The sequence below is a fragment of the Streptomyces sp. NBC_01618 genome, assembly GCF_045209435.1.
Lineage (GTDB): Bacteria > Actinomycetota > Actinomycetes > Streptomycetales > Streptomycetaceae > Streptomyces.
Genome location: NZ_CP109297.1, coordinates 7,251,671 through 7,277,400, shown reverse-complemented (window position 1 = coordinate 7,277,400; position 25,730 = coordinate 7,251,671). Strand labels below are relative to the sequence as shown.

The 25,730-nt window shown below is 71.2% G+C and carries 25 protein-coding genes; 2 read left to right on the top strand and 23 right to left on the bottom strand.

The genetic code is table 11. The annotated features are described in order from the left end of the window. Window positions 1-59 precede the first annotated feature (59 nt). From OH735_RS33815 to OH735_RS33750, 14 genes are all read right to left on the bottom strand, one after another. Window positions 60-845: a 2-keto-4-pentenoate hydratase gene (locus OH735_RS33815; protein ID WP_406385452.1), complete on the bottom strand. Its 786-nt coding sequence runs from the start codon at window positions 843-845 to the stop codon at window positions 60-62. Next, window positions 838-1,683, bottom strand: a complete 846-nt coding sequence (locus OH735_RS33810) for a MaoC/PaaZ C-terminal domain-containing protein (RefSeq protein WP_406385451.1) — start codon at window positions 1,681-1,683, stop codon at window positions 838-840. The genes OH735_RS33815 and OH735_RS33810 overlap by 8 nt, the downstream gene beginning before the upstream one ends. After that, the gene (locus OH735_RS33805) at window positions 1,680-2,861 is read right to left on the bottom strand and encodes a lipid-transfer protein (RefSeq protein WP_406385450.1); all 1,182 of its coding nucleotides are present in this window, start codon (window positions 2,859-2,861) and stop codon (window positions 1,680-1,682) included. Before OH735_RS33805 ends, OH735_RS33810 begins: the two co-directional genes overlap by 4 nt. After that, the gene (locus OH735_RS33800; RefSeq protein ID WP_406385449.1) at window positions 2,858-3,331 is read right to left on the bottom strand and encodes a MaoC family dehydratase; all 474 of its coding nucleotides are present in this window, start codon (window positions 3,329-3,331) and stop codon (window positions 2,858-2,860) included. Before OH735_RS33800 ends, OH735_RS33805 begins: the two co-directional genes overlap by 4 nt. Then, complete coding sequence (locus tag OH735_RS33795) at window positions 3,328-4,437, bottom strand: acyl-CoA dehydrogenase family protein (RefSeq protein ID WP_406385448.1); 1,110 nt, start codon at window positions 4,435-4,437, stop codon at window positions 3,328-3,330. Before OH735_RS33795 ends, OH735_RS33800 begins: the two co-directional genes overlap by 4 nt. Next, window positions 4,437-5,459 carry a bifunctional MaoC family dehydratase N-terminal/OB-fold nucleic acid binding domain-containing protein gene (locus OH735_RS33790; RefSeq protein WP_406385447.1) on the bottom strand — a complete coding sequence of 341 codons (1,023 nt, stop codon included), beginning with the start codon at window positions 5,457-5,459 and terminating at the stop codon, window positions 4,437-4,439. The genes OH735_RS33795 and OH735_RS33790 overlap by 1 nt, the downstream gene beginning before the upstream one ends. After that, a complete protein-coding gene (locus OH735_RS33785; protein WP_406385446.1) occupies window positions 5,456-6,622 on the bottom strand; it encodes an acyl-CoA dehydrogenase family protein in 1,167 nt (388 codons plus the stop codon). Before OH735_RS33785 ends, OH735_RS33790 begins: the two co-directional genes overlap by 4 nt. Window positions 6,623-6,656: 34 nt before the next feature. Next, complete coding sequence (locus OH735_RS33780; RefSeq protein WP_406385445.1) at window positions 6,657-8,312, bottom strand: AMP-binding protein; 1,656 nt, start codon at window positions 8,310-8,312, stop codon at window positions 6,657-6,659. 303 nt (window positions 8,313-8,615) lie between these two features. Further along, the gene (locus tag OH735_RS33775; RefSeq protein WP_406385444.1) at window positions 8,616-9,377 is read right to left on the bottom strand and encodes an SDR family NAD(P)-dependent oxidoreductase; all 762 of its coding nucleotides are present in this window, start codon (window positions 9,375-9,377) and stop codon (window positions 8,616-8,618) included. A 68-nt stretch (window positions 9,378-9,445) separates the two neighbouring features. After that, on the bottom strand, window positions 9,446-10,099 hold the full coding sequence (locus OH735_RS33770; RefSeq protein ID WP_406385443.1) for a PaaI family thioesterase: 654 nt from the start codon (window positions 10,097-10,099) through the stop codon (window positions 9,446-9,448). Continuing rightward, complete coding sequence (locus tag OH735_RS33765) at window positions 10,096-10,968, bottom strand: MaoC/PaaZ C-terminal domain-containing protein (protein WP_406385442.1); 873 nt, start codon at window positions 10,966-10,968, stop codon at window positions 10,096-10,098. The genes OH735_RS33770 and OH735_RS33765 overlap by 4 nt, the downstream gene beginning before the upstream one ends. 74 nt (window positions 10,969-11,042) lie before the next feature. Further along, a complete protein-coding gene (locus OH735_RS33760) occupies window positions 11,043-13,244 on the bottom strand; it encodes an acyl-CoA dehydrogenase (RefSeq protein WP_406385441.1) in 2,202 nt (733 codons plus the stop codon). 9 nt (window positions 13,245-13,253) lie between these two features. After that, window positions 13,254-14,414, bottom strand: a complete 1,161-nt coding sequence (locus OH735_RS33755; protein WP_406385440.1) for a steroid 3-ketoacyl-CoA thiolase — start codon at window positions 14,412-14,414, stop codon at window positions 13,254-13,256. A 224-nt stretch (window positions 14,415-14,638) separates the two neighbouring features. Then, window positions 14,639-15,385, bottom strand: a complete 747-nt coding sequence (locus OH735_RS33750) for an SDR family NAD(P)-dependent oxidoreductase (RefSeq protein ID WP_406385439.1) — start codon at window positions 15,383-15,385, stop codon at window positions 14,639-14,641. Between the two features lie 215 nt (window positions 15,386-15,600). Here OH735_RS33750 and OH735_RS33745 point away from each other — a divergent pair, with 215 nt between their 5' ends. Both OH735_RS33745 and OH735_RS33740 read left to right on the top strand, forming a co-directional pair. After that, window positions 15,601-16,758 carry a Rieske 2Fe-2S domain-containing protein gene (locus OH735_RS33745; protein ID WP_406385438.1) on the top strand — a complete coding sequence of 386 codons (1,158 nt, stop codon included), beginning with the start codon at window positions 15,601-15,603 and terminating at the stop codon, window positions 16,756-16,758. Continuing rightward, window positions 16,758-17,027, top strand: a complete 270-nt coding sequence (locus tag OH735_RS33740) for a ferredoxin (RefSeq protein WP_406385437.1) — start codon at window positions 16,758-16,760, stop codon at window positions 17,025-17,027. The genes OH735_RS33745 and OH735_RS33740 overlap by 1 nt, the downstream gene beginning before the upstream one ends. Window positions 17,028-17,126: 99 nt before the next feature. Here OH735_RS33740 and OH735_RS33735 read toward each other — a convergent pair whose 3' ends face one another. The 9 genes from OH735_RS33735 to OH735_RS33695 form a co-directional block, all read right to left on the bottom strand. After that, on the bottom strand, window positions 17,127-17,618 hold the full coding sequence (locus tag OH735_RS33735) for an FAD-binding protein (protein WP_406385436.1): 492 nt from the start codon (window positions 17,616-17,618) through the stop codon (window positions 17,127-17,129). Continuing rightward, window positions 17,615-17,860: a hypothetical protein gene (locus tag OH735_RS33730; RefSeq protein ID WP_406385435.1), complete on the bottom strand. Its 246-nt coding sequence runs from the start codon at window positions 17,858-17,860 to the stop codon at window positions 17,615-17,617. Before OH735_RS33730 ends, OH735_RS33735 begins: the two co-directional genes overlap by 4 nt. A 23-nt stretch (window positions 17,861-17,883) precedes the next feature. After that, window positions 17,884-18,813 (bottom strand): VOC family protein, encoded by a 930-nt coding sequence (locus OH735_RS33725; RefSeq protein WP_406385434.1) that lies wholly within the window; start codon window positions 18,811-18,813, stop codon window positions 17,884-17,886. Between the two features lie 75 nt (window positions 18,814-18,888). Next, window positions 18,889-20,073, bottom strand: coding sequence for an acyl-CoA dehydrogenase family protein (locus tag OH735_RS33720; RefSeq protein WP_406385433.1), 1,185 nt, complete (start codon window positions 20,071-20,073; stop codon window positions 18,889-18,891). An 8-nt stretch (window positions 20,074-20,081) separates the two neighbouring features. Next, complete coding sequence (dmpG, locus tag OH735_RS33715) at window positions 20,082-21,116, bottom strand: 4-hydroxy-2-oxovalerate aldolase (RefSeq protein WP_406385432.1); 1,035 nt, start codon at window positions 21,114-21,116, stop codon at window positions 20,082-20,084. Between the two features lie 22 nt (window positions 21,117-21,138). Next, a complete protein-coding gene (locus OH735_RS33710; protein ID WP_406385431.1) occupies window positions 21,139-22,089 on the bottom strand; it encodes an acetaldehyde dehydrogenase (acetylating) in 951 nt (316 codons plus the stop codon). Then, window positions 22,086-23,120, bottom strand: coding sequence for a 2Fe-2S iron-sulfur cluster-binding protein (locus tag OH735_RS33705; RefSeq protein ID WP_406385430.1), 1,035 nt, complete (start codon window positions 23,118-23,120; stop codon window positions 22,086-22,088). Before OH735_RS33705 ends, OH735_RS33710 begins: the two co-directional genes overlap by 4 nt. Further along, window positions 23,117-24,808, bottom strand: coding sequence for an FAD-binding protein (locus OH735_RS33700; RefSeq protein WP_406385429.1), 1,692 nt, complete (start codon window positions 24,806-24,808; stop codon window positions 23,117-23,119). Before OH735_RS33700 ends, OH735_RS33705 begins: the two co-directional genes overlap by 4 nt. After that, complete coding sequence (locus OH735_RS33695; RefSeq protein WP_406385428.1) at window positions 24,805-25,698, bottom strand: alpha/beta fold hydrolase; 894 nt, start codon at window positions 25,696-25,698, stop codon at window positions 24,805-24,807. The genes OH735_RS33700 and OH735_RS33695 overlap by 4 nt, the downstream gene beginning before the upstream one ends. Between the last annotated feature and the right edge of the window lie 32 nt (window positions 25,699-25,730).

The following is a 25,730-nucleotide window of genomic DNA, read 5'->3' as shown; positions in this document are numbered from 1 at the left end:
CTAGTATGAATTCTAGTTCTGCCCGGCAAGGCGTCCCGCTGAGTGGAGCGGGACCGTCGCTATGAGAAGCGGACCGACACCGAGCCCAGTCCGGCGAACTCGGCCCGGAAGTCGTCCCCGGGCCGCACGTCGACCGCCCGGGTGCAGGAGCCGGGCAGAACGATGTGACCGGCCTCCAGTCGGACGCCGAACGACGCCACCTTGCGGGCCAGCCAGGCGACGGCCTCGGTCGGATCTCCGAGCACCGCGCTGGTGTTGCCGCGCGCGATCTCCTCGCCGCCCCGGTACAGCACGGCACCGATGTCGGTGAGGTCCAGCTCGCGCGGGGCGACCCGGGCGGCGCCCAGGATCACCCCCGCCGAGGAGGCGTTGTCGGCGATGGTATCCGCGAGCCCGATCTTCCAGTCCTGGATCCGGCTGTCGATGAGTTCGATGCTCGCGACGACGTACTCCGTCGCGGCGAGGACGTCCTCGCCCGTGCACCCCTCACCGGGGAGGCTCTCGCCGAGTACGTAGCCGATCTCGACCTCGATCCGGGGGAAGCAGTAGCGGCCGGTGTCCACGGGGGACTCTTGCGACAGCACCATGTCCGAGAGCAGATGGCCGTAGTCCGGCTCGTCGACCCCCATCATCTGTTGCATGACCTTCGAGGAGAGCCCCACCTTGTGGCCGCTCACGGTGACCCCGGTCGCCAACTGCCTGCGGATGTTCGCCAGTTGGATCTCGTAGGCGTCAATCACGTCGATCCCGGGGAACGTCTCGGTCAGCGGGGCCACGGGTACCCGGTCCCGCTGCGCCGCCCACAACAGGTCTGCGGCTTCGGCGCGCTGCGAGGGCTCAAGCATCGTGGTCTTCCTCCTGGATCGGGGGTCCGCCGGTCGGGCGGGTGGAACGGAAACGGATACGGCCACCGGAGATCGCCGTACGTTCGTGTGCCGACGTCTCGAACCGCAGGCCGTCGCCGTCCTGCCATCCGTGGACGTCGAGCCGTTCGCCCGGGAACACCGGCGCGGCGAACCGGGCTTCGAGCTCCACCACGTCGGCCGGGTGGGCTCCCAGCGTCTCGGCCACGGGAAGGGTGACCGCGGCGAGCGTGCACAGACCGTGCAGGAACGGCCGGGGCATGCCCGCGGCCCGGGCGGCCTCGGGGTCGATGTGCATGTGGTGCCGGTCGCCGAGCAGCCGGTAGAGCGCGGCCTGGTCGGGGTGCGTGGTCACGGACAGCCGCTGGTCGGCGGGTTTCTCCGGCCGTTTCGGGGCGCCGGCACCCCGGTCGCCGCCGAAGCCGCCGCAGCCGGGGGCGAACAGCGACCACGTCGCCACGAAGCACTCGCTCGCCACCTCGACGTCGAAGACGGCGGCGGAACCCTTGTCCCACACCTCGGCGACCCGGGCCGTCATCGCCACCTCGCCGCTTCTCGCCAGCGGCGCCAGCACCCTCAGCCGCTGGGCTCCGTGGACGGCGGTCCTGATGTCGAAGGCGCCCAGCGCGCCGAGGGCGTCGGGAGCCCACTGCGCCAGCGTCAGCGCGAACGTGGGCAACACCCGCAGCCGTTCCTCGAAAACCAGGTCGAGGTCGCTCGCCCGCGCTCCGACCGCGAGCGCGTACAGGATCGCGTCGCGTTCGGTGTAGGAGACGGTACGGGTGCCGAGATCGCGGCCGCGCCACGGGGAGTTGGTCATCGGTCGACTCCCAGGACGAGTCCGCTGGTAGGTACCCCGGTCCCCGCGGTGACGAGGACGTTACCGACGCCGTCGGGCTGGTTCACGGAGGTGCCGCGGATTAGCCGGACGCCCTCCGCGATGCCATTCATGCCGTGCAGATAGGCCTCGCCGAGCTGACCGCCGTGGGTGTTCACCGGCAGCCGGCCGCCGATCTCCAGGTTCCCCTCCGCGATGAAGTCCTTGGCCTCGCCCGTGCCGCAGAAGCCGAGCTCCTCCAGCTGCGGCAGCACCAGCGGGGTGAAGTGGTCGTACAGGATCGCGGCGTCGATGTCCTCGGGCCCGAGGCCGCTCTGCGCGTACAACTGCCGCCCGACCAGGCCCATTTCCGGGATGCCGCTGATCGTCGGCCGGTAGTAGCTGGTCATCATGTGCTGGTCGGCTCCCAGTCCCTGGGCCGCGGCGCGGATCACCGCGGGCGGGTGGGGCAGGTCGCGGGCCCGCTCCGCCGACACGACCACCAGGGCCTGGCCGCCGTCGGTCTCCTGGCAGCAGTCCAGCAGGCGCAGCGGTTCGGCGATCCAGCGCGAGTTCTGGTGATCCTCCAGGGTGATGGGCCGCCCGTGGAACCAGGCGGCGGGATTGTTCGCGGCGTGCTTGCGGTCGACGACGGCGACACGGCCGAAGTCCTCGCTGGTGGCTCCGTATTCGTGCATGTACCGGCGGGCGAACATGGCGACCCACTGGGCGGGTGTGCTCAGTCCGAACGGGGTCATCCAGGCGTACGCGGCGCGGTCGGCGGTGGTGTCCATCGGCCGGTCGGCCTGCCCGAGTCCGTACCGTTCGCCGGAGCGCTCGTTGAAGGCCCGGTAACAGACGACCACCTCCGCGGCGCCCGTGGCGACGGCCATGGCCGCCTGCTGCACGGTGCCGCAGCCGGCGCCGCCGCCGTAGCCGATGCGGGAAAAAAACGTCAGCTCCCCCATACCGGTGTTGCGGGCCAGGTGGATCTCGGAGTTGGTCTCGGCGGTGAAGGTGACCAGGCCGTCGACGTCGGACGGCTTGAGCCCGGCGTCGGCGAGGGCGGCGAGCACGGCCTCGCAGGCCAGTTGGAGTTCGCTGCGCCCGGAGGACTTGGAGAACTCGGTGGCCCCGATGCCCACCACGGCGGCGGCACCGGTCAGGGCGCTGACGGTCATCGGGTCCCCGCCCCCTTCGGCAGTTGCACGGTCACCGTGCCGGAGACATGGGTGCCCAGGCTGTTGGTGCCGCGCACGGAGATCTCCAGTCCGCGGTCCTCGTCGGTCCTGGCCGTGACCGTGCCGGTGAGCACCATCGTGTCGCCGGGATAGTTGGGCGCGCCGAGCCGGATCCGGATCGCCTTGACGACCGCGGCCGGGCCGGCCCATCCCGTGATGTACCGGTCGACCAGCCCGTTGCTGGTCAGGATGTTCATGAAGATGTCCTTCGAGCCGCGCTGCCGCGCCAGTTCGGGGTCGTGGTGCACGTCCTGGTAGTCGCGGCTCGCGAGCGCGGTGGCGACGATGAGCGTGCGGGTCAGCGGGATCGACAGCTCGGGGAGCGTGTCGCCGACGGCCACCTCTTCGAACGTCCGGGTGGCCGACGTCGTCCGCGTGGCCGGTGGTGTGCTTCCGGCGGGTGCCGTCATGAGGCCACCGCCTCGCGGGCCAGGAGCGCGCCGAGCCGGGAGAGGTCGGCGCCTGCTCCGCCCAGGGTGGTCGAGATCTGTTTGCCCCACAGGAAGTGGCGGTGCACCGGATAGTCGGTGTCCACGCCGATGCCGCCGTGCACGTGCTGGACGCGGTGGACGACGTTCAGCCCGCCCTCGGTGGCCCACCACTTGGCGACCAGCACTGCCCGGGCCGCGCCTTCGCCGTCGTCGAGCGCGGTCACCGCCTGCCACAGCGTCACCCGCATCGCCTCGATGTCGATCCAGCAGTCGGCGAGCTGGTGCTGCACGGCCTGGAAGGTGGCCAGCGGACGGCCGAACTGCCGGCGCTCGCCCAGATAGCCCGCGGCGTGCCGCAGCGCGCCCTCGGCGACCCCGAGCTGTACGGCGGCCAGCGCGACGGCGGCGCGTTCGACGGTCCACTCCACGGTTCCGGTGCCCGGGGCCCCGACCGCCTCGGCGAGCGCACCGTCGAGCGTGAGCTGCCCGGCAAGGTCGTGGCTGGTGGTCTCGGCGTGCTCCCAGGTGACCCCGGCGGCGTCCGCGGCGACGAGGAAGAGACCGGTGCCCGCTTCGGTCGTGGCGGTGACGAGCACCTGCCCGGCGCCCGCGGGCGAGGGCACCACGGCCTTGGTGCCGCTGAGCCGCCAGTCGTCCCCGTCGGCCGTGGCGGTCGTCAGCGGTGCGAGCGGATCGGCCGGGCCGAACTCCTCCAGCGCGAGCGTCGGCCGGGCAGTGCCGTCGGCCACGACCGGCAGGAGCGCACCGCGCTGCCGCTCGGAGCCGTGCGCGTCGACCGCGAGGGCGGCGACGACGGCCGGCCAGATCGGGACAGGTGCCACGCACCGCCCCTGCTCCGCCAGCAGGACGCACAGCGCGGCCGTCCCGAGGCCGGCGCCGCCGGCCTCCTCGGGCAGGGCCGTGCCGAGCAGCCCGGCAGCGGCCAGGTCGGCCCAGAGCTTACGGTCGACACGGGTCCCGGACGTCTCGATCTCGCGCAGCCGCTCGGGGGTGGCCCGGTCGGTGAAGATCTCACGTGCCAGGTCCCGGACTGCTTCGAGCTCTTCTCCCAGCGAGAAATCCACTAGTGGTCCTCCGTCGCGACAGGCCGGAACACCGGCAGTGAAAGGTCGGGGTCGGCGTCCAGCCAGTCGAGGACGACGGGCATGTCGATGGCCACGTCCTCGGGCGCGATGCCGGCCAGGTTGGTGATGAGCCGGGTTCCCTCGGCCAGTTCGACGACCGCGACGACCATCGGGAACGCGAAGGCCGGATGCCGCGGGTGGTGGTTCACCGTGAAGCTGTAGACGTGCCCGCGCCCCGATGCCTCGACGGTGTCCCAGTCCAGGGAGTTGCACTGCGGGCAGCAGGGCCCCGGCGGATGGCGCAGGGTCGCGCAGGAGAAACAGCGCTGGATCAGCAGACGGTGCTCCTTGGCCGCCTCGAACCAGAAGGCGTTGTCCCGGTTGACGGCGGGCCGTGGCCGCAGTGCCGCCGGCTCCCGCTGCGACGCCGCGGCCGCCTCCTGCTTCTGCTCCTGCTTCTGCTCCTGCTTCTGCTTCTGCTTCTGCTCGTGCTCCTGCTGCGACTCCGCCGGACGGAACCGCAGGGTGCGCCAGCGCTGGGTGGCGACCGGCTGCCCGTCCTGGTCCCGGTAGGTCTTCATGGTGGTGACGAACCGTCCGACGCCGAGCCCGGTCCGCTTCTCCGGTGAGATCGACTCGACCACCTCCTGCACGCCGACGTGGTCCCCCGGCGCCAGTTCGCGCAGGAACTCCAGCTCGGAGTCGGTCGCCACCACGGAGGTGTAACCGCCCGCGTCCAGCAGCTCGACCAGCTCGTCGAACCCGCTGGACCCACCCGGCGGCGCCGTCGTGGCGGCGTAGCCCCGCATCGTCCACGCCTGGACCATCGATGCCGGGGCCACCACACCGGCGCGTCCCGTGGCGCGGGCCGCCTCGTCGTCGACGTACACCGGGTTGTCGTCCCCCATCGCCTCCGCCCAGTGCCGGATCAACGGCCGGTTGACGGGGTCCTGGCCCGGGGCGAGCGGCTTCAGTTCGCGGCCGACGAAGGCCCGCAGCTGCTCCTCGTACTCCTCGTTCACGCGCCACGCCCCTTGCGGGGAAGGCCCAGACCCTGGGTGGCGACCATGTCGCGGAGGACTTCGTTGACGCCGCCGCCGAAGGTGTTCACGATGCCCTGACGCGAGAGCTGCTCCACCTGTCCGGCCAGTACCGCGCCCGGCGACTCGGGCCGGATGCGTCCCGCCGCTCCCAGGATCTGGGTCAGGCTCCGCTGTACCTCGATGTGGGTCTCGGTGCCGTACGTCTTTGCCGCCCCGGCCTCGGCCCCGGTCAGGGTGCCCTGGGCGACCGCGCCGGTCATCTTCCAGTTCATCAGCCGCATCGCCTCCAGCCGGGCGTAGGTGCGTGCGAACTCCTGGCGGACCCACGGCAGTTCGATGGTGCCATTGGCCTTGGCCCACTCCAGGACCCGCTCCCACAGCTGGATCATCCGGCCCCCCAGCGCCGCCAGGCCGATGCGCTCGTGGTTGAGCTGCGCCGTGATCAGCCGCCAGCCGCCGTTCACCTCGCCCACCACCTCGGTGGCCGGCACCCGGACACCGCTGTAGTAGGTGGCGGTGACGACCATGCCGCCCACGGTCCGGATGGGGCTCCAGGAGAACCCCTCGGCGTCGGTCGGGACGACCAGGATCGAGATGCCCTGGTGCTTGGGGGCGTCGGCGTCGGTCCGGACGGCCAGCCAGATGTGGTCGGCGGTGTTGGCACCACTGGTGAAGATCTTGCTGCCGTCGACGACGAAGCCGTCGCCGTCACGGACGGCCCGCGTCGTCAGCGACGCCAGGTCCGTGCCCGCCTCGGGCTCCGTGTAGCCGATCGCGAAGACGATTTCGCCGGAGAGGATGCCCGGCAGGAAGCGTTCCTTGTGCTCTTGCGACCCGTACGCCATGAGCGTGGGGCCGACCGTGTTCACGGTGACGAACGGGAACGGGAGACCGGCCCGCTGGACCTCGTCGAAGAACACGTACTGTTCCTCGATCGAGCGGCCCTGGCCCCCGTACTCCTTCGGCCAGCCGATGCCGAGCCAGCCGTCGGAGCCGAGCCGTTTGACCACCTCGCGGAAGCGGTCCCCGCCGACGCCCTCCTCGCCGACCCGGCGGCGCTCCTCCTCGGGCATCAGGCCCGAGAAGTACCTGCGCAACTCCTTGCGCAGCTCGCGCTGTGCGGCACTCTCGCGCAGTTGCATGTGGTTCTCCTGTCGTTGTCGCCGACGGGCGTGGTCAGGGAAGGAAGCGCGCGCGCCCGTTGGCGAGGAACTCGCCGCGCAGTGCCGTCTTGTCCTCGTCGGTCATGGGTACGTAGTCCGGCTCCCCGCGTCCGGCCCAGCGGTAGACCGGGTCCTTTGTGCGCCAGCCCTGAAGCTGCATCTCCTTCTTGCGGAGCTTGTTGGAGCCCGTGCTCGGGAGGGCGTGGGAGACCCGGACGAAGCGCGGTGCGCCCTTGGTGCCGAGGTCCTCCTGCCGGGACAGGAACTCCGGCAGGCGCAGGTCCTCGAAGCGTGTGCCCTCGGGGATCTCGACCGCGGCCATCACCTGGTCGCCGGAGCGGGGGTCGGGCACGCCGAAGACTCCGGCGGCGACGATGGCCGGGTGTCTGCGCAGGATCCGTTCGGTCAGCAACGCCGAGGTGTTCTCCCCGTCGACACGGATCCAGTCGCCGGAACGGCCCGCGAAGTAGAACCAGCCGGACTCGTCGACGTATCCGAGGTCACCGGTCCAGTACCAGCCGTGGCGTACGCGTTCGGCGTTCGCGGCGTCGTTCTTGTAGTAGCCCTCGAACCTGGCGGCGCCCTCGGTGTCGACGATCTCCCCGATGGCCTCTTCCGGGTTCTTCACCCTGCCGTGCTCGTCGAGGACGGCGGGCGGGCACTGCTCGCGGGTCTCCGGGTGGACGATCCTGACGCTCTCGCGGGCGGGCACGCCGAGCGCCCCCACCGGGCCGCCGGGTGCCTGTTTGAGCATGCCGCCGCCCTCACTGGAACCGTAGCCCTCGATGAGCCGGCATCCGAAGCGGCGCAGGAAGGCGGCCTGGTCCTCCGGGGACGCTTCCGTGCCGAAGGCGTGGGTCAGCCGGTTGTCGCCGTCGTCGCCCTGCTCGGGTGTCGCCAGGACGTAGCCGATCGCCTTGCCGACGTACGTGAAGAAGGTGGCTCCGAAGTGCTTGACGTCCGGGAGGAAGCCGGAGGCCGAGAACTTGGGGGTGAGGGCGATGGTGGCACCGGCGGTCAGGGCGGGAGCCCACAGCATCATCAGCGCGTTCCCGTGGAACAGCGGCATGGCGCAGTAGCAGATGGCATCGCGGCCGATGTCGTACTTGGCGCAGTTGGCGCCGGCGAGCGCGGTCAGTCGGCCCTGCGAGCAGATCGCCGCCTTGGATGCGCCCGTCGTACCGGAGGTGAACAGCAGCAGCATCCGGGTGTCCGCGGTGACGGCCGGGTCCTGGACCGGGTCGGCGGCGTACGCGGCCGCCTGCTGCGCGTAGCCCGGCTCGTCGACGATCAGGACCCGGTCACGGTCCACGCCGGTGTCGAGGCCGTCGAGCAGTGCGAGGCCCGCACGGTCGGTGACGAGCAGCCCGCAGTCGGCGTGCCGCACCTCCTGTTCGAGCTGGGCGCCGCGGCGGGTGGAGTTGATGCCGACGACGGTCGCGCCGCTGAGGGCGCCGCCGCCCAGCCAGAAGATGAACTCGGGCACGTTGTCCAGCAGTACACCGATGTGGAACGGCCCCTCGGTGCGGAGCGACCTGGCCCAGGATGCGCGCGCCGCGCTCTCCCGGACGACCTCGTCCCAGGTCCAGCTGCGCTCGCGGGTGCGCAGACCCACGTGGTCGTCCCCGGCCCTGGCGAGCAGCAGGTCGGCAATCGTCTCGTGTGGCAACGTCGGTCCCTCTCACCCGTTGACCGGGGTTTCCCGCTGTCGGTGCGGGCGTCGGCGCGTGCAGATGTGCGCGCCGGGACGCCCGCCGTGAATGGTGATGCGCTGATGCCTCGATGGGCGTGGCACGACGGAGAGTTCGCGCGGTCCTGACCCGTCGGCCGGTCCTCGTTCCGGTCCTCCGCCGGCGCACCGGTCAAGGTGCTGACCGCGACGTTAGCCGGGAGGGTTTCCCCTGGTGCGGGCGGTCCCGCTGACCGGGAGGCGCAGGGTCCGTCCGGCACCCCGGGGGGAACGAGCGGTACGTCAGTCGAAGTTGGCCTGGCCGCCGTCGAGTGGCACGGTCGCGCCGGTGAGATAGCGGGCGTCCGGTCCGCAGAGCATCACCACGGCCCGTCCGATGTCCTGCTCGCAGTCGCCGACGTGGCCGAGCGGGATGGACTCGCAGAACGCGGCGGCCTCCTCCGGGTTGGCGGTCTGCCATTTCTCGTACGCGGGCGAAACGGCGTGCGGTGCCACCGCGTTGACGCGGATGTTGTCGGGCCCCCACTCGCAGGCGGCGCTGCGGGTCAGGGAGCGGACGGCCACCTTGGCGGCGGCGTACGCGCCGTAGTTGCGCAGATCCCAGCGGACCATGGCCGAGGTGACCAGGTTGACGACGACGCCGCCGCCCCGTCGTTTCAGATGGGGGTGGGCGGCCTTCATGAAGGCGAAGGTCGCGAAGGGGCCGCTGTGGAAGCCCTTGCGGAACTGCGCGTCGCTCATCGACAGCAGCGGGCCGTAGGCGCCCGTGTACGCGTTGTTGACCAGGATGTCGATGCCGCCGAACCGGTTGGCGACCGCGTCCACCACCCCGGGGACGCGGTCGGTGTCGCTCACGTCGCAGACGAACGGTTCGGCCCGGACGCCGCGGGCCCGCAGCAGTTCGCAGGTGGCTTCGAGCTTCTGCGGTGTCCGCCCGAGGACGGCGATCGATGCGCCCTCGGCGGCGAGCGCGAGGGCGATGCCCTGCCCCACTCCTTGTCCGGCCCCGGTGACGACCGCGACCTTGCTCTCAAGACTTCCCACCGGACTGCCTCTCTTCGTGTGCGGGTGTGCTCCGGCTCTTCGTGTGCGGGTGTGCGCCGGCCGGGCGTTCAGCGCGGGCGGGCCAGGTGCTTGGCGATGAACAGGCCCTCCGCGCTCACGCAGTCCCGGCCGCCGGCCGAGATGGTCCCGACGGTGCGGATCTTCGCGCCGTCCACATGGACCTGGCGGCCGGTGACCGTCAGCGGTTCGAACAGCGGGGTGGGGCGGTGGTAGCGCAGGGTGAGTTCCGCCGTCATGCCGGAGGGGCCGCCCCAGTGGTTCGCGACGCCGAGGGTGTGGTCCAGGAGCAGCGCCGAGATGCCGCCGTGCACATGCCCGGGCGGCCCCTGGTAGGGCAGGCCGAGGGTGACGGTGCCCTCGATGGCGCCGTCGTCCCGGCCGTACAGCTTCAGCGGGGGCGCGAGGGCGTTCTCGGGGCCGGTGACCGGGTCGTGCCTGGTCACCCCCTCGCCGTTCCACATGTCGACCAGGCGCTCCTCGCGGGCGGGAGCGTGCTCCGCCAGGTGGTCCGCGACCGCGTGGAGCTGCTTGGCGACGCACGACATGTCGGCGTCCGACCGGTCGCCGGCCAGCAGCAACGCGGCGATCACCCGGCGGGCCGCGGCGACGGCCGCGTCCAGTCCGGTGTCGTGGGCCTCGGCCACCAGCGGCGGCCGTGCGGCGGTCTCACCGTCGGTACGGGTGTCGGTTCCGGTGCTCATGAGGTGACCTTCGCCGTCGCGTGGGTGAGTACCGGGGCGTTGTCGCGTTCGGGGCAGGTGGAGTGCAGCACCAGTCCCTCTCCTTCTCGCCACACCGAGGTGCGGATGGTCTCGCCCGGGAACAGTGAGCCCGCGAATCGTATGGAGAAGCCGTTCAGCCGCGTGACGTCACCGTCGAGCACTCCGTCGACGAGCGCCTTGCAGACGATTCCGTACGAGGCCAGCCCGTGCAGGATCGGCCGGTCGAAGCCCGCCGTCCGGGCGAACTCGGGGTCGGCGTGGAGCGGGTTGAGGTCTCCGTTGAGCCGGTACAGCAGCGCCTGCTGCGGGGTGGTGGGCGTTTCGAGCACGATGTCGGCCGGGCGCTCCGGCGCCGCCCAGGAGGTCTCCGGTCCGGGCTCTCCCCCGAAGCCGCCCTCCCCGCGGGCCCAGATCTGCGTGGTGGTGGTCCACAGCGGCTCGCCCTGCGGGTCGGCCGCGGCGGACTCCAGCACGATCACCGCCGCCTTCCCCTTGTCCCACACCTCGGCGACCCGCGAGGTGACCGTGGCCGAGCCCGAGGCCGGCAGCGGCCGGTGGATCTCAAGTCCCTGGCCCGCGTGGAGGATCGAGCGGAGGTCGGTCTCGATGCCGGGCATGTTCACGGACATCGTGGGCACCTCTCCGGCCGAGATGCCGGAGCCGGCCACCAGGGCGAAGGTGGGCAGCACCTGGAGGCCGCGCTCGAAGGTCAGGTGCAGTTCCGGGTCGGTGGCGGCGTCCGAACCGGCCCCGAGGCTGAGGTGGTACAGGAGCACGTCGCGGGTGCTCCAGCTGATCTCGCGCACGGACGGGTCCGCGCTCAGCGCCTTGTGGCGGTCGATGGGCATGGTGGTTCTTCCTTCACGAGGGGTTTCGGCCCGGTGGCGCGGCCGGCCCGGCCGGCCGCGCCGGGGTCGCGTCTTCAGGCACGCTTCGGGGTGGGCCTGGGGTCGCGGTCCAGGCCCAGCAGGCGTTCGCCGATGATGTTCAGCTGGACTTCCGTCGTACCGCCCGCGATCGACAGACAGCGGGAGTTGAGGAACATCCAGGTGGCGTCGTGACGCCGGCCCTCGCCGGTCAGCGCGGCGCTGCCCTGCCAGTCCATGGCGGTCTCCCAGACCTGCTGCTGATGCTCGACGCCGAGCAGTTTGGCGATGCTGGCCTCCGCGCCCGGCTGCTGGCCGGAGACCGAGCGCAGCGTGGTGCGCAGGCCGAGCAGGCCGCCGGACTGCGCGTCGCAGAGGATGCCGCCGAGGGTGGTGAGCCGTTCGTCGTCCATCTCGTGGGGGGCTGCGGCGGCGATGTCGAGCAGCGCCTCGCCGGACCCCAGCGACGAGTCGTGGGAGAGGGCGACCCGTTCGTTGGCGAGCGTGGTGCGGGCGAGTTTCCAGCCGTCGCCCGGCTGTGCGACGAGCATGTCGTCGGGGACGAACACGTCGTCGAGGAAGATCTCGTTGAACTCCGACTCGCCGGTGATCTGCCGCAGCGGGCGGATGTCCAGGCCGGGGGCGGTCATGTCGAGCAGGAAGTACGACAGTCCCTTGTGCTGGGGTGCGGCGGCGTCGGTCCGGGCCAGCAGGATGCCCCAGTGGGCGTCGCGGGCCATGGAGGTCCACACCTTCTGTCCGGTGATCCGCCAGCCGCCGTCGGTCTTCTCCGCACGGGTGCTCACGGACGCGAGGTCGGAACCGGCTCCGGGCTCGCTGAAGAGCTGGCACCAGACGATGTCGCCGCGCAGGGTCGGCGCGAGGAACCTCTCCTGCTGGGCGGCGTTGCCGTGGGCGATGATGGTGGGGACGACCCAGCCGCCGATGATCATGTCGACGGGGGTCAGGTCCGCCGCGCGGATCTCCTCCGCGATGACCAGCTGGGTCACGGCGTCGGCGCCCTTCCCCCAGGGTGCGGGCAGGTGCGGTGCGGTGTAGCCGTGGTCGGCGAGGTGGACGAGCCGTTCCCTGCCTTCCAGGGCGGCCGCGGAGCTCAGTTCGGCGCGGATGCCGGCGCGTATCTCCTCGGCCTCGGGCGGCAGTTCGACGCCGAGATCGCGGCGGGCGCCGTCCAGGGTGAGCCGGGCCACCCGGCGGCGCCACCGGGCGGTCGGGCCGAGGGTGAGGCGCAGGGTCTGGACCCGGCGCAGCCAGAGGTGGGCGTCGTGCTCCCAGGTGAAGCCGATGCCGCCGAGGACCTGGATGGCGTCCTTCGTGGTGGTGAACGCCGCTTCGACGCTGGTCGCTCCGGCGACGGCGGCGGCGAGGGACGCCTCCGCCGGGTCCTGGACTGCGCCCGGTTCGCCGGCGCGGGCGGCGTCCCAGGCACAGGCGCGGGCCTGTTCGGCGAGCGCGAGCATCCGTGCGCAGCGGTGCTTGACGCCCTGGAACTGGCCGATGGGGCGGCCGAACTGCTCGCGCACCCGGGCGTATTCGGCCGAGACGGCGACGGCCCGGTCGGCGATGCCGGAGGCCTCCGCCGCGAACAGGACAGCGGCCAGGTCGAGCGGGAGCTGCTGCTCGACCGCCAGTACGTCGGTGGCCGGGACCGCCGTGTTCCGCAGGCGCACCCGGGACGGGCGGCGGGCCAGGTCGTGGCCGGCCACGTCGGTGGTGTCCGCGAAGGCGCGCGGGAGCACGAACCACGTCGTGCGGTCGCCGTCGCGGGCGGGCAGCACGAACAGGTCGGCGAGGTGGCCGCCGATGACGAGTTCGGACTCGCCGGAGACCGTCGCGGCGCCGTCGTCGCCGCGGGAGAGCGTGAGGCTGCCGGCGCCCAGGCCCACCGCGCCGATCGTGGTGCCGTCGGCGAGATGGGCCAGATGTGTCCGGTGTCCTGCCCGGTGCAGGACCGCGGCGGCGAGCGTCGTGGGCAGGAAGGGGCCCGGGGCCATGGCCCGGCCCAGTTCCTCGACGACGACGGCGAGTTCGAGGAGCCCGTAGCCGGCACCGCCCGCGTCCTCGGGCAGGTGCAGGCCGAGCAGCCCCTGTCCGGCGAGGGTCTGCCAGAACGACGGGAGCATCTCCTGCTCGGCGCTCACGGCCTTGCGGACGACGTCCTGGGTGATGTGCCGGTTCCCGAACGTGCGTACGGTGTCGCGCAGGTCGCGGTGCTCTTCGGTCAGTCCGATGGTCATGGCGGTCCCTCAGATCCGTTCGATGATCGTCGCCGTCGAGTGCGCGCCGCCGGCGCACATGGTGATCAGCGCGGTGGACTTGTCACTGCGCTCCAGCTCGTGGAGGGCCTGGGTGATCAGCCGGGCACCGGTCGAGCCCACCGCGTGGCCGAGGGCGATCGCACCCCCGTTGACGTTCACCTTGTCCATGTCGGCACGGTGGACCTGCGCCCACGACAGCACGACGGAGGCGAATGCCTCGTTGATCTCGACCGCGTCGATGTCGGCCAGTGTCATGCCGGCCTTGCGCAGCACGTGGTCGGTCGCCTCGATGGGCCCGTCGAGGTGGTAGTAGGGGTCGGAGCCGACCATGCCGGAGGCGACGATACGGGCCCGCGGGCGCAGTCCCAGGCGGTCGGCGCGCTCGGCGCTCGTCAGGAGTACGGCGGCGGCGCCGTCGCTGATCTGGGAGGAGTTGCCGGCGGTGTGGATGCCGTCGGGCAGCACCGTCTTCAGCTGGGCGAGCCCCTCGGCCGTGGTGTCCCGCAGGCCCTCGTCGCGGGTCACGGCGGCGGTCTTCCCGGTCGGGCCCTCGGGGCCGGACACCGGTGCCTCGACCTCGATGATCTGCCGGTCGAAGCGGCCTTCCGCCCACGCGCGGGCGGCGTTGCGCTGGGAGGCGAGTGCGAGGGCGTCCACGTCGGCCCGTGTGATGCCGCGTTTGCGTGCGATCCGCTCGGCGGCGGTGAACTGGTCCGGCATGTCCAGTGCGAAGTCCTCCGGCACCGGCAGGCCGGTGCCGGGGGTGAGCGCCTGTCCGAGGAAGACCCGGCTCATCGACTCGACGCCGCAGCCGATCCCGACGTCGATCGCACCGGAGGCGATCAGCCCGGCGATCAGGTGCACGGCCTGCTGGGACGAGCCGCAGGCACAGTCGATGGTGGTGCAGGCGGTGGCGTGCGGCAGTCCGGTGTGCAGCCAGGCGTTGCGGGTGACGTTGTTGGACTGCTCGCCGGCCTGGGTGACGCAGCCTCCGATCACCTGGTCCACCGCGTCCGGGGCGATTCCGGCGCGCTCCAGCAGGCCCTTCTGGGCCAGCCCCAGCAGCTCGGCCGGGTGCAGCCCCGACAGCGCTCCGCGGCGCCGCCCGACCGGTGTGCGCGCGGCTTCGACGATGACGGCCTCGGGCATGGTTCTCCGTAGGGTGTGAGGCGGCCCTTGGCGGGCCGGGTCGGTTGGCGGACGGCTGGGGCCTTTCGGTCGCGGCGCCTGCCGCGGCCTCGGGGAGGCTCGCGGGGTTCAGCACCGCACCCAAAAACTAGAATTCGTTCTTGTGCGGTGCAAGACCCAGTCCCACTGAATGGCTGCCCCACTCAATGGCTCCGCGCCGCCGGCCGGCCGGGACGGGCGGCCCCTCAGATGTGTGAGCCTCCGTCGACCCTGATCTCCGCTCCCGTGAGGTAACTCCCGTCCCGCGAGGCCGCGAAGGCGATGACGCCGGCGATCTGCTCCGGGTCGGCGGCGCCCAGCAGCGACCGGATCCGCCCGTAGTAACCGGCGTCCAGTTCCGGCGGCAGGACGTGCGGCCCCACCAGCGGCGTGGCGACCGTGCCGGGTGAGACGGGCACGACGCGGATGCCGCGGTGCACCACCTCGGCGGCCAGGGACAAGGAGAACGCCAGCACCGCGCCCTTCGACGCCGAGTAGGCGCTCATGTACGGGTTCCCGTGCGCGGCCGACGACGAGGCCACGTTGACGATGACGCCCGTCCGGTCGGGCAGATGCCGCAGCGCCTCCCGGCAGAACAGGGCCGTTCCGACGGCGTTGACGGAGAACAGCCGCTGCATGTCGGCGACGGTCAGCCGGTCGATGGGGGTCGTCCGGTGGATGCCCGCCACGTTGATCAGGGCATCGATGCCGCCGAGCTCCTCGGCGGCCGCCCGTACGGCGTCCACGACGGCGCTCTCCTCGGAGATGTCGGCGACATGGGTCACGATCCGCCCGGGCCCAGCGGCCGCCTCGGCGGTCTCCCGCAGGCCCTCGCCCGAGAGGTCGACGGCGAACACGGCCGCCCCCTCGGCCACCAGGCGGATCGCCGTGGCCCGGCCGATACCGGACCCCGCTCCGGTGAGGAGGACATCGACACCTTCGAAACGCTTCATGACGGCCCTTCTTTCGGACGACCCGCAGGCAGGGCGGCGGACGATACCCGGCCCCGGTGACCGGCGTCGGCACCGTCCCGCTGACCGGAACCGCCGTTCACCGGGGACCCGGCGTGTGGCATTCCGGTCAGTGGGACTGCCCAGGTGGGCCGGCAACGCCCCGTCCTACCGTCCGAACACTGGAGACCCTGCGTCCTTGAGGGGATGGGAACAACGTGACCGCAGTCGAGTCAGAACACGACGGAGTCCGCGCCATCGAGGCAGCGGCCGCACCGGCCCGGTTTGCCCGTGGATGGCACTGCCTGGGGCTGTCGGAGAAATTCAAGGACGGCAAGCCCCATTCGGTCCAGACCTTCGGCCAGAAGCTCGTGGTGTTCCGCGGCAGCGACGGCGAGCTCAGTGTCCTCGACGCCTACTGCCGCCACATGGGAGGCGACCTCTCCCAGGGCACCGTCAAGGGCAACGAGGTGGCCTGCCCCTTCCACGACTGGCGCTGGGGCGGGGACGGCCGCTGCAAGCAGATCCCGTACGCCCGGCGCGTGCCGCTCCGGGCCCGTACGGCGGCCTGGCCGACCCTGGACCAGGACGGGATGCTCTTCGTCTGGAACGACCCCGAGGGGAACCCGCCTCCGGCGGACGTCACGATCCCCCGTATCGAGGGGGCGACGAGCGACTCGTGGACCGACTGGATCTGGTACGAGACCGTCGTGGACGCCAATTGCCGCGAAGTCGTCGACAACGTCGTGGACATGGCGCACTTCTTCTATGTGCACTACTCGTTCCCGACGTTCTTCAAGAACGTCTTCGAGGGTCACACCGCCACCCAGTTCATGCGGGGCACGGGCCGCCCGGACGCGCGCCCGCAGGCGCAGAACGGCCAGCCGAAAACGACCGGCAGCACATCGGTGGCGTCCTACCACGGCCCGTCGTTCATGATCGACGACCTCACCTACCACTACGACACGGGCGATGTGCAGTCCGTCCTGATCAACTGTCACTACCCGGTGAGCGCCGACCGCTTCGTCCTGCAGTACGGCATCATCGTCAAGCGCTCGGACAGCCTGGAGGGCACGGAAGCCGACAAGCTGGCCACGAACATGGCCGATTTCATCAAGCTGGGCTTCGAACAGGACATCGCGATCTGGAAGAACAAGACCCGCATCGACAACCCGCTGCTGTGCGAGGAGGACGGGCCGGTCTACCAACTGCGCCGCTGGTACGAGCAGTTCTACGTCGATGTCGCCGACGTCAAGCCGGAGATGGTGGACCGCTTCGAGTTCGAGCTCGACACCACCCGTCCCGTCGAGGCCTGGCAGAAGGAGGTCGAGGCCAACCTCGCCCGCAAGGCCGCGGCCGAGAGCCGGCCCGTCTGATGCCGCGCGAGGACAACCGGCTGACCGACGGCGCGCCCATGCTGCCGCTGTCCTGCCCGCGGTGCGGCAACCAGGTCCGGGTGCGCAAGAGCAGCTGGCAGCAGACGAGCGTGCAGTGGGACGCGCAGGCCATGCTGGGCTGCCCGGAGCGGCAGGCCGGCGGCCCCGGCGAGGGACCGAACGGCGGCGCGTTCGAAGGCTGCCGTTCGCTCGGTGACACGATCCGGGAGGCCGCGCTGAGCGGTGCGATCACCGTGCTCCAGGAGTGAGGGAACGGGTCGCTGCGGTACGACGGTGAAGGGCCGGCCCTCCCGCTCATGTGAGCGGGAGGGCCCGGCCCTTCACCGTCGTACCGTCGTACCGGAGAATTATCCGCGGGCCGCGGCCACCCCGGCCCTGCGGCCGAAGAACGTGCCGTCACCCAGCGACGTACCGCTGATGTATCCCTCGCCATGGATGCCGGACGCCGCCCGGCCGGCCGCGAACAGCCCGGGAACGGCGGTGCCGGAGACGTCCAGCACCGCACCGTCGACGGTCGTGCGTAGCCCGCCGAGGGTGAATCCGGCGACACCCGTCCCGGCGCCCGTGTTCCCGCTCTCCCCGGGGTTGAAGCCGAGGCGGGGGTCGATCGCCGCGAAGGGCCCCTGCAGCGGCCGCAGCCACCGGGCGTCCTTGTGGAAGTACGAGTCCTGGCCCTCCTCGGCGTACCTGTTGTACGTGCCCACCGTCGACTCCAGCGCACCCGCCGGCATCCCGAGCTCCTCCTCCAGCTCGGCCAGGGTCTCCCCGACGAACTGCGGGAGCACACCCCAGCGTTCCGCCTCGGGCACGGACTCGTAGCCCTCCTCGTCGACGATCACCCAGTACGGGCCCGGCTGGCCGGCGTGCCGCCGCCGAGGTAGAGCTCGCCGCCGGACAGGGCCGAGGAGCCGCCCGGCCCGCCGGCCCGTTCCAGTACCAGGACCTCGGCGCCGGCCGAGGCCGCTTCGAAGGCCGCGGCCGCGCCCGCGCAGCCGAAGCCGAAGCCGAGTACGTCGGTCTCGGCGTCGTACCGGGAGACGGACGAGGCGGGGACCTGCGTCACCGGCCGGGAGGCGCTCACCGGCCCGCCTGGCCGGGATGCGCTCACCGGCCCGCCTCGGGCGGGGTGAAGGCCGCGAGCGGCTCCGAACCGGACCAGTCGTGGCCCCAGTAGCTGTCCGCGGTGATCTCCTCGGCGGTGTAGTACGTCTCGTCGACGAGCATGCCCTCGCAGCCGTACTCGATGTCCCAGCCGCCGGGCGCGCGCACGTAGAAGGAGACCATCTTGTCGTTGGTGTGCCGGCCCAGGGTGGAGGAGATCGAGAAGCCGAGCCGCCCGACGCTGTCGAGCGCGCGGCCCACCGCGTCCAGGCTGTCGACCTCGGCCATGAGGTGGACCAGGCCCGGTTCCTGCCCGTGCGGCGCGGGGCAGATGGCCAGACTGTGGTGCCGCTGGTTGACGCCCATGAAGCGCACGCGGCGAGGTTGGGTGTCGGGATCCGTGCCGGCGAGCCTGATCGCTCCGCGCGGCAGGAAACCGAGGACCTCGGTGTAGAAGGAGACGGTCTCCTCCATGCAGGTCGTGGGCAGGACGACATGGCCCATGCCCTGGCCGCCGGTGACGAAGTTCTGGGCGAAGCCGGTGCGCACGGGGCTGTGGTCGAGGATCGGGGCGAAGAAGACCTCGGCGGGGACGCCGGCGGGGTCGTCGAAGGTGATGCCCGCTTCCACCCCGCGTTCGTCGGCCTCCTTCTGCGTCAGCTCCTTGACCGCTCTGCCCGACGCCTCGACGGCTCGCCCGACCGCCCGCAGGGCGAACTGGTCGCGCACCTCCCACCCGACGGCCAGCACCCGGTCGGTGTCACCGGGCAGGACGGCCAGTCGTGCCCGGCGCTCGTCCATCCGCAGGTAGAGACCGTCGGGATCCGGCCCGGACCCTTCGGCGAAACCGAGGCCGTCGACGGTGAGTTCGCGCCAGCGTTCGATGTCGCGCGTCTGGACCCTGAGATAGCCAAGCCCTCGTATCTGCGTCATGTGTTCCTCCCTCATCTGTCGGTCTTTCGGTCTGCCGGTCCTTCGTCGGACGGGCGCTGGTGCCGTGACGGGTCGTCAGATCATCGAGCGCATCGGCCCGTGCGGCGGCTCGATGTCGAGCTGCGTCAGCGCGGCGGCGTGGAAGACCGAACCGGGCACGTGGATGGCGTGGGCGAGGCCGGTGTGGGCATCGCGCCAGAAGCGCTGGATCGGGTTGTCCATCCGCATGGCGTTCCCGCCGGAGCGCGCGACGATCTCGTCGACGGCCCGCACCGCGCGCCACGCCGCCCGGGCCTGGGTACGCCGGCCCACGGCCCTGCGGTCGAAGGTGACCTCCCGGCCGGCCGCCACCATGTCGTGGAGCTGCGAGATGTTGTCCAGCAGCGCCGAGCGCGAGGCCGCGATCTCCGCCGCCGCCTCGCTGACGGCGTAGAGGACGTACGGGTCGTCCTTGACGGCCGTGCCGGTGATCTGGACGCGGTGGCGCTGATAGGCCATGTGGTGGGCCAGCGCCCCCTCGCAGATGCCGATGACGGCCGCGGTGATGCCGAGGGGGAAGGCGGCGGAGAACGGCAGGCGGTAGGTGGGGTTGGTCAGCCCGGCCTCCTTCGCCAGGGTGCCGTCGACCACCTTGGAGTACTCGATGACCCGGTACTCGGGGACGAACGCGTCCTTGACGACGATGTCCTTGCTGCCGGTGCCGCGCAGGCCGACCACGTCCCACGAGTCCTCGACGATCTCGTAGTCCGAGCGCGGCAGGACGACGTGCACCGACCGCGGGGGGTTCAGCCTGTTGCCGTCCTTGTCGGCCAGGAACGCGCCGAGGAAGAGCCAGTCGCAGTGGTCGGTGCCGGAGGAGAACTGCCAGTGGCCGTTGAAGACGTAGCCGCCGTCCACGGGGCGGAGCACGCCCATCGGCGCGTAGGGGGAGCCGATCCAGGTGTCGTTGTCCTCGCCCCACACCTCCGCCTGGACCCGGGGGTCGGCCATCGCCATTTCCCAGGGGTGGACGCCGACGACCCCGGCGACCCAGCCGGTCGCGCCGTCGCAGGCGGCGATCCGCATGATGGTCTCGGCGAACTCGCGTGGGTGCAGTTCCAGGCCGTCGTACGTCTTCGGCTGGAGCATCCGGATCGCACCGGTCTCCCGCAGCACCTTGGCCGTCTGGTCGTCCAGTCGGCCGAGCGACTCGTTCGCCGGTCCCAGCGCGCGGATCTCCTCCGCGCGCTCGGTGATCGCTTCAAGTACCGGATTGGGCATGGCTGTTCTCACTTCCGTGCGGAGGTGTTCTCGGCGAGGGCGACGGCAATCTCGATGAGCTGGTCCTCCTGGCCTCCGACGAGGTTGCGGCGGCCGGCCTCCAGGAGGATCTCGGCGCCGGACACGCCGTACTTCGCGGCCTGGCGGTCGGCGTGCTTGAGGAAGCTGGAGTAGACCCCGGCGTACCCCATGGTCAGCGACATCCGGTCGAGGAGGCACTCGCCGTCCATGACCGGCCGTACGACGTCCTCGGCGGCGTCGATGATCTTCCGGGTGTCGATGCCGGTACGGATGCCGAGCTTCTCCGCGACCGCGGCGAAGGCCTCGACCGGGGTGTTGCCCGCACCCGCGCCGAACCGGCGGGTCGAGCCGTCGATCTGCTGTGCGCCGGCCCGCACGGCGAGCACGGAGTTGGCGACGCCGAGTCCCAGGTTCTCGTGGCCGTGGAAGCCGACCTGCGCGTCGTCGCCGAGTTCGGCGACGAGCGCCGCGATCCGGTCGCTGGTCTGCTCCATGACCAGCGCTCCGGCGGAGTCGACGACGTAGACGCAACTACAGCCGGCGTCGGCCATGATCCGGGCCTGCCGGGCGAGCACCTCCGGGGACTGGCTGTGCGACATCATCAGGAAGCCGACGGTCTCCAGGCCCAGATCGCGGGCCAGCCCGAAGTGCTGGACCGCGATGTCGGCCTCGGTGCAGTGGGTGGCGATCCGGCAGACGGCGGCACCGTTGTCGGCCGCCTCACGGATGTCGTCCTGGACGCCGAGACCGGGCAGCATCAGGAAGGCGATCTTCGCCCGGCGCGCGGTCTGCACGGCCGCCTTGATCAGCTCCTGCTCCGGCGTGTGGCTGAAGCCGTAGTTGAACGACGAGCCGCCGAGGCCGTCGCCGTGGGTCACCTCGATGACCGGGACCCCTGCCTCGTCGAGCGCCCCGACGATCGACCGGACGTGCTCGATGGTGAACTGGTGCTGTTTGGCGTGCGATCCGTCTCTCAGGGACGAGTCGGTGACGCGGATGTCGAGGTCGGCGCTGTAGGGCATGGCTGGTGAACTCCTTGGGTGCTCAGGATCCGGCGCGCTGGGAGACGATCCGCCGGGCGAAGCCCTCACCGACCTCGGTGGCCGCGGCGGTCATGATGTCGAGGTTCCCGGAGTAGGGCGGCAGGAAGTCCCCCGCGCCCTCCACTTCGAGGAACACCGCGACGCGGGCGAGGCCGCCGCTCACCTCGGTCGGCTCGTCGAACTGCGGCTCGGCGCGCAGCCGGTAGCCGGGTACGTACGACGCGACCTGGGCGACGATCTCGTGGATCGACGCGGTGATCGCGGCGCCGTCGGCGTCGGCCGATATGGAACAGAAGACCGTGTCCCGCATCAGCATGGGCGGTTCGGCCGGGTTGAGGATGATGATGGCCTTGCCCTTGGCCGCGCCGCCGATGGTCTCGATGCCCCGGCTGGTGGTGATCGTGAACTCGTCGATGTTGGCCCGGGTCCCCGGGCCGGCGGACGGCGAGGCGACGCTGGCCACGATCTCCGCGTAGGCCACCTCGGTGACCCGGGAGACGGCGTGGACCACGGGGATGGTGGCCTGTCCCCCGCAGGTGATCAGGCTGACGTTGGGCGCGTCCAGGTGCTCGCCCAGGTTGACGGCCGGGACGACGGCGGGGCCCAGCGCGGCGGGCGTCAGATCGACGGCCTGGATGCCGAGTTCGGCGTATTTGGGGGCGTTCGCCTTGTGCACGTACGCCGAGGTGGCCTCGAAGACCAGGTCCGGGCGCTCGTCCTGGGCGAGCAGCCGGTCCACGCCCTCGGCACTGGCGATCAGGCCCTCCTCGGCCGCGCGCTTGAGGCCGGGGCTCTGCGGGTCGATCCCGATCATCCAGCGTGGCTCTATCACTGCGGACCGGAGCAGCTTGTACATCAGGTCGGTTCCGATGTTTCCGGAGCCGACGATCGCGGCGGTCGCCTTGGTCACTGTTCGAACCTCATCCGAATCGAGGGGTTTGGGGGCGATCATCCGTCGTAGGTGACCTTGATGCGTTCACTGACCGGGAGCGCCTGGCAGGAGAGGATGAGTCCGTCGGCGAGGTCCTGCTCGTCGAGGACCTCGTTGCGCTCCATGACCACCTCGCCCTCGGTAACCACACAGGCGCACGCGCTGCAGCTGCCCTCCCGGCAGGAGAACGGCGCGTCCAGTCCTGCCGCGAGGAGCACGTCGAGCAGCTTGCTGCCCTGGGGCCAGGGCACGGTCGTGGTCCGTGCGTCGAGCTCGACCTCTACGGTGCCGGACGGGCCCGTGGGGTCGGCGACGGTCTGCGGGGCGGCGAACGGGTCGTTCGTCAGGGAGGTGAACCGTTCGACGTGCACGCGCCCCGGCGGCACACCGAGGTCGGTGAGCGTCGTGGCGGCGAGGTCCATGAAGGGACCCGGGCCGCAGATGAACGCCTGGCGTCCGGTGTACGGCTCGGCCAGCGCCCGCAGACCGGGGCCCGCGGGCAGGCCCTGGACGGACTCCAGCCAGTGGACGACGGTCAGCCGGTCGCCGTACTCCCTTGCCAGGGTGGCGAGTTCGTCGCGGAAGATGACGGAGTTCTCGTCGCGGTTGGCGTAGATCAGGGTGACTGATCCGCTCCCGCCGTGCAGGCAGGAGGTGAGGATCGACATCACCGGCGTGATCCCGCTGCCCGCGGCGAGGAGCAGGAAGTCCTCGTCCAGCGAGTCCGGGGTGAAGGTGCCCGCGGGGCGCAGCACTTCGAGGGTGTCGCCTTCGACGACGTTGTCGCAGATCCAGTTGGAGCCGTATCCGTTCACCGTGCGTTTGACGGTGACCTTCAGCTTCTCGTCGCGCAGCGGGGAGCTGCACAGCGAGTAGCAGCGGGCGGCCCCGCCCTCGCGGTCGGAGGGCACCTTGACGGTGAGGAACTGGCCGGGCTTGTAGCGGAACTTGTCCTGCGTCCCGTCCGCGGGTTCCAGGACGAGCGAGTGGGCGTCGGACGTCTCGCGGATGACTTCGACGACGCGGACGGTGAGCGGGCGGGGCAGTGTCACGATGCTCTCCCGGTCGTCTCGCCGGCGGCGTGCCGGGCGGCGACGTAGCCGAAGACGATGGACGGGCCGATGGTGGCGCCCGGTCCGGCGTACTCGCCTCCCATCACCGGCGCGGAGGTGTTGCCGGTCGCGTAGAGGCCGCTGATGAGCGAACCGTCCTCCCTCAGGACCCGGCTGTGTTCGTCGCAGACCAGCCCGCCCTTCGTCCCGAGGTCACCGACCTCGATGCGCACGGCGTAGAAGGGCGCCTTGACGATCTCGTCCAGGTTGGGGTTCTTCAGGGTCGGGTCGCCGTAGTAGCGGTCGTAGGCGCTGTCGCCCCGGCCGAACTCGGTGTCCTTGCCGGTGCGCGCGAAGCCGTTGAACCGTTCGACGGTCGCGGTGAGTTCCTCGGGGGGAACGCCGATGGCGACGGCGAGTTCGGCGATGCTGTCCGCCCGGTGTGCCAGGCCGCTCTCGTAGAAGTCCTTGGGGAACGGCATTCCGGGCAGGATCTGCGCGAACGGGTAGCGGGCGCGGGCCTTGGCGTCCATCACGAACCAGGCCGGGACGTGGCCGCCCGCCAACTGGTCGTGGACGAAGTTCACGTACGGGGAGGACTCGTTGGTGAAGCGGCTGCCGTGGGAGTCGACGATCACCGACGGCGGGATGCACCGCTCGGACACCAGGGGGATCGTGGCGCCGGCCGGGTGGCGCACCGAAGGCATCCACCACGCGTCGTCCATGAAGTCCAGCGCGGCGCCGAGCTCCAGCCCGGCGACGATGCCGTCGCCGACGTTCTCCCGCGCGCCGGCGCTGTGGATCTCCCGGCCGCCGGCGGGCAGGTACTTCTCGCGCATCTCCTGGTTGTGGTCGAAGCCACCGGTCGCGAACAGCACACCGCGCCGCGCCCCGATGCGCACCTGCTTGCCGTCGCGCTGCGCGACGATCCCGGTCACCGTGCCGTCGTCGCCGACGACCAGGCCGGTCATCGGGGTCCGCAGCCACACGGGGACCCCGGCGTCCTTCAGGGCCATCCTGAGCCGTGCCACCAGCGCGCGACCGCCGGTGGCCATGTGCCGGCGGCGGACCACGTTGGACGAGACCCGCCAGGCGGCGACGACGGACGCCCAGCGTCCGCGCCAGGTCCGCCTGACCATCGCGAGGTCGCGGTAGTCCTTGGCGGTGATCCACAGACCGAGCGGGCCCTTCATGTTGTTGGGCCGCTGGTGCCGCTCGTCCTCGCCGAGCTTGCGGGTGTCGAAGGGGAGCGCCTCGATGGAGCGGCCCATCGGCCGGCCGCCGTCGTACTCGGGGTGGTAGTCGGCGTATCCCTTGACCCAGAAGAACCGCATCCACCGGCTCTTGCCGAGCAGTTCCATGGCGGCCGGGCCCTGGTCGACGTAGGTGTCGAGGCGGGCGGCCGGGACGCGGCCCTCGGTGAGGCGGTCCAGGTACTGCCGGATCGACGCACGGCTGTCGTTGTGGCCCTTGGCGCGCAGCGTGGGGTTGTTGGGGATCCAGATGCCGCCGCCGGAGATGCCGGTCGTACCGCCGTACATCTTCCCCTTCTCGATCACGACGGTGGACAGGCCGCTGTCCACGGCGGTCAGCGCGGCCGCCATGCCGCCACCGCCGCTGCCGACGACGACGAAGTCGAACTCGTGGTCCCAGGACGTGTCCGCGCCCGCTTTCGCACCGGCGCTCATGCCGCGTCCTTACGGGTCAGGAAGGCGAGCACGGCACTCTCCCAGGCCGCCTTCTGTTCGATCATCACCCAGTGCCCGCAGTTGGGGAACACGTGCAGTTCGACGTCGGGAATGGTCCGCATCGGCACGATGGACATGTCGACCGGGCTGACCCGGTCGTCCCGGCCCCAGGTGATCAGGGTCTTGGCCCGCAGCCCGTGGAGCATCGCCCAGAGCGGGGCCTCCTCGGACCTCGCCGCGGCGGCGGTGGCGGCGAACGCGGCCTTCCCGTACATCCTGCGCGCGGCGGCGAGTGTGTCCGGCTCGGTGGCCTGGGCCCACCGCTCCTCGATCAGTTCCTCGGTGACCATGGCCGGGTCGTACACCATGGAGTACAGCCACTGGACCAGACGTTCACGCGTCGGGTTCTCGGTGAACTCCATCAGCAGGTTGATGCCCTCGCCGGGGCCGGGGCTGTAGAGGTTCCGGCCCATGCCGCCGATCGTCACCAGGCGGCGTACGCGGTCGGGGTTGTCCAACGCGAACCGGGTGCCGACGAAGCCGCCCATGGAGTTGCCGATCACGTCGACCTGGTGGAGCCCGAGGCCGTCGAGGAACCGGCCGACGGCATCGGTGGCGGTGGCCATGGGGTTCCCGTCGGCCGGGTCGCTGACCCCGAACCCGGGGAACTCCAGGACCAGGCAGCGGAAGTGCTCGGAGAACCGGGCCAGATTGCCGCGGAAGTTGCGCCAGCCCGTGACGCCGGGGCCCGAGCCGTGCAACATCAGCAGAGGCGGACCGTCCCCGGCCTCGTGGTAGCGCAGAACGCCGTGATCAGTTGTGAGTTCCCGCAATGTGGAGTCGTGGCTCAGCCCCATCATCATCCCTGCCTTCGACGTCCCTGTGGTCAACGGTTCCTGGAACGTAGCCAGGGCCCCCACAG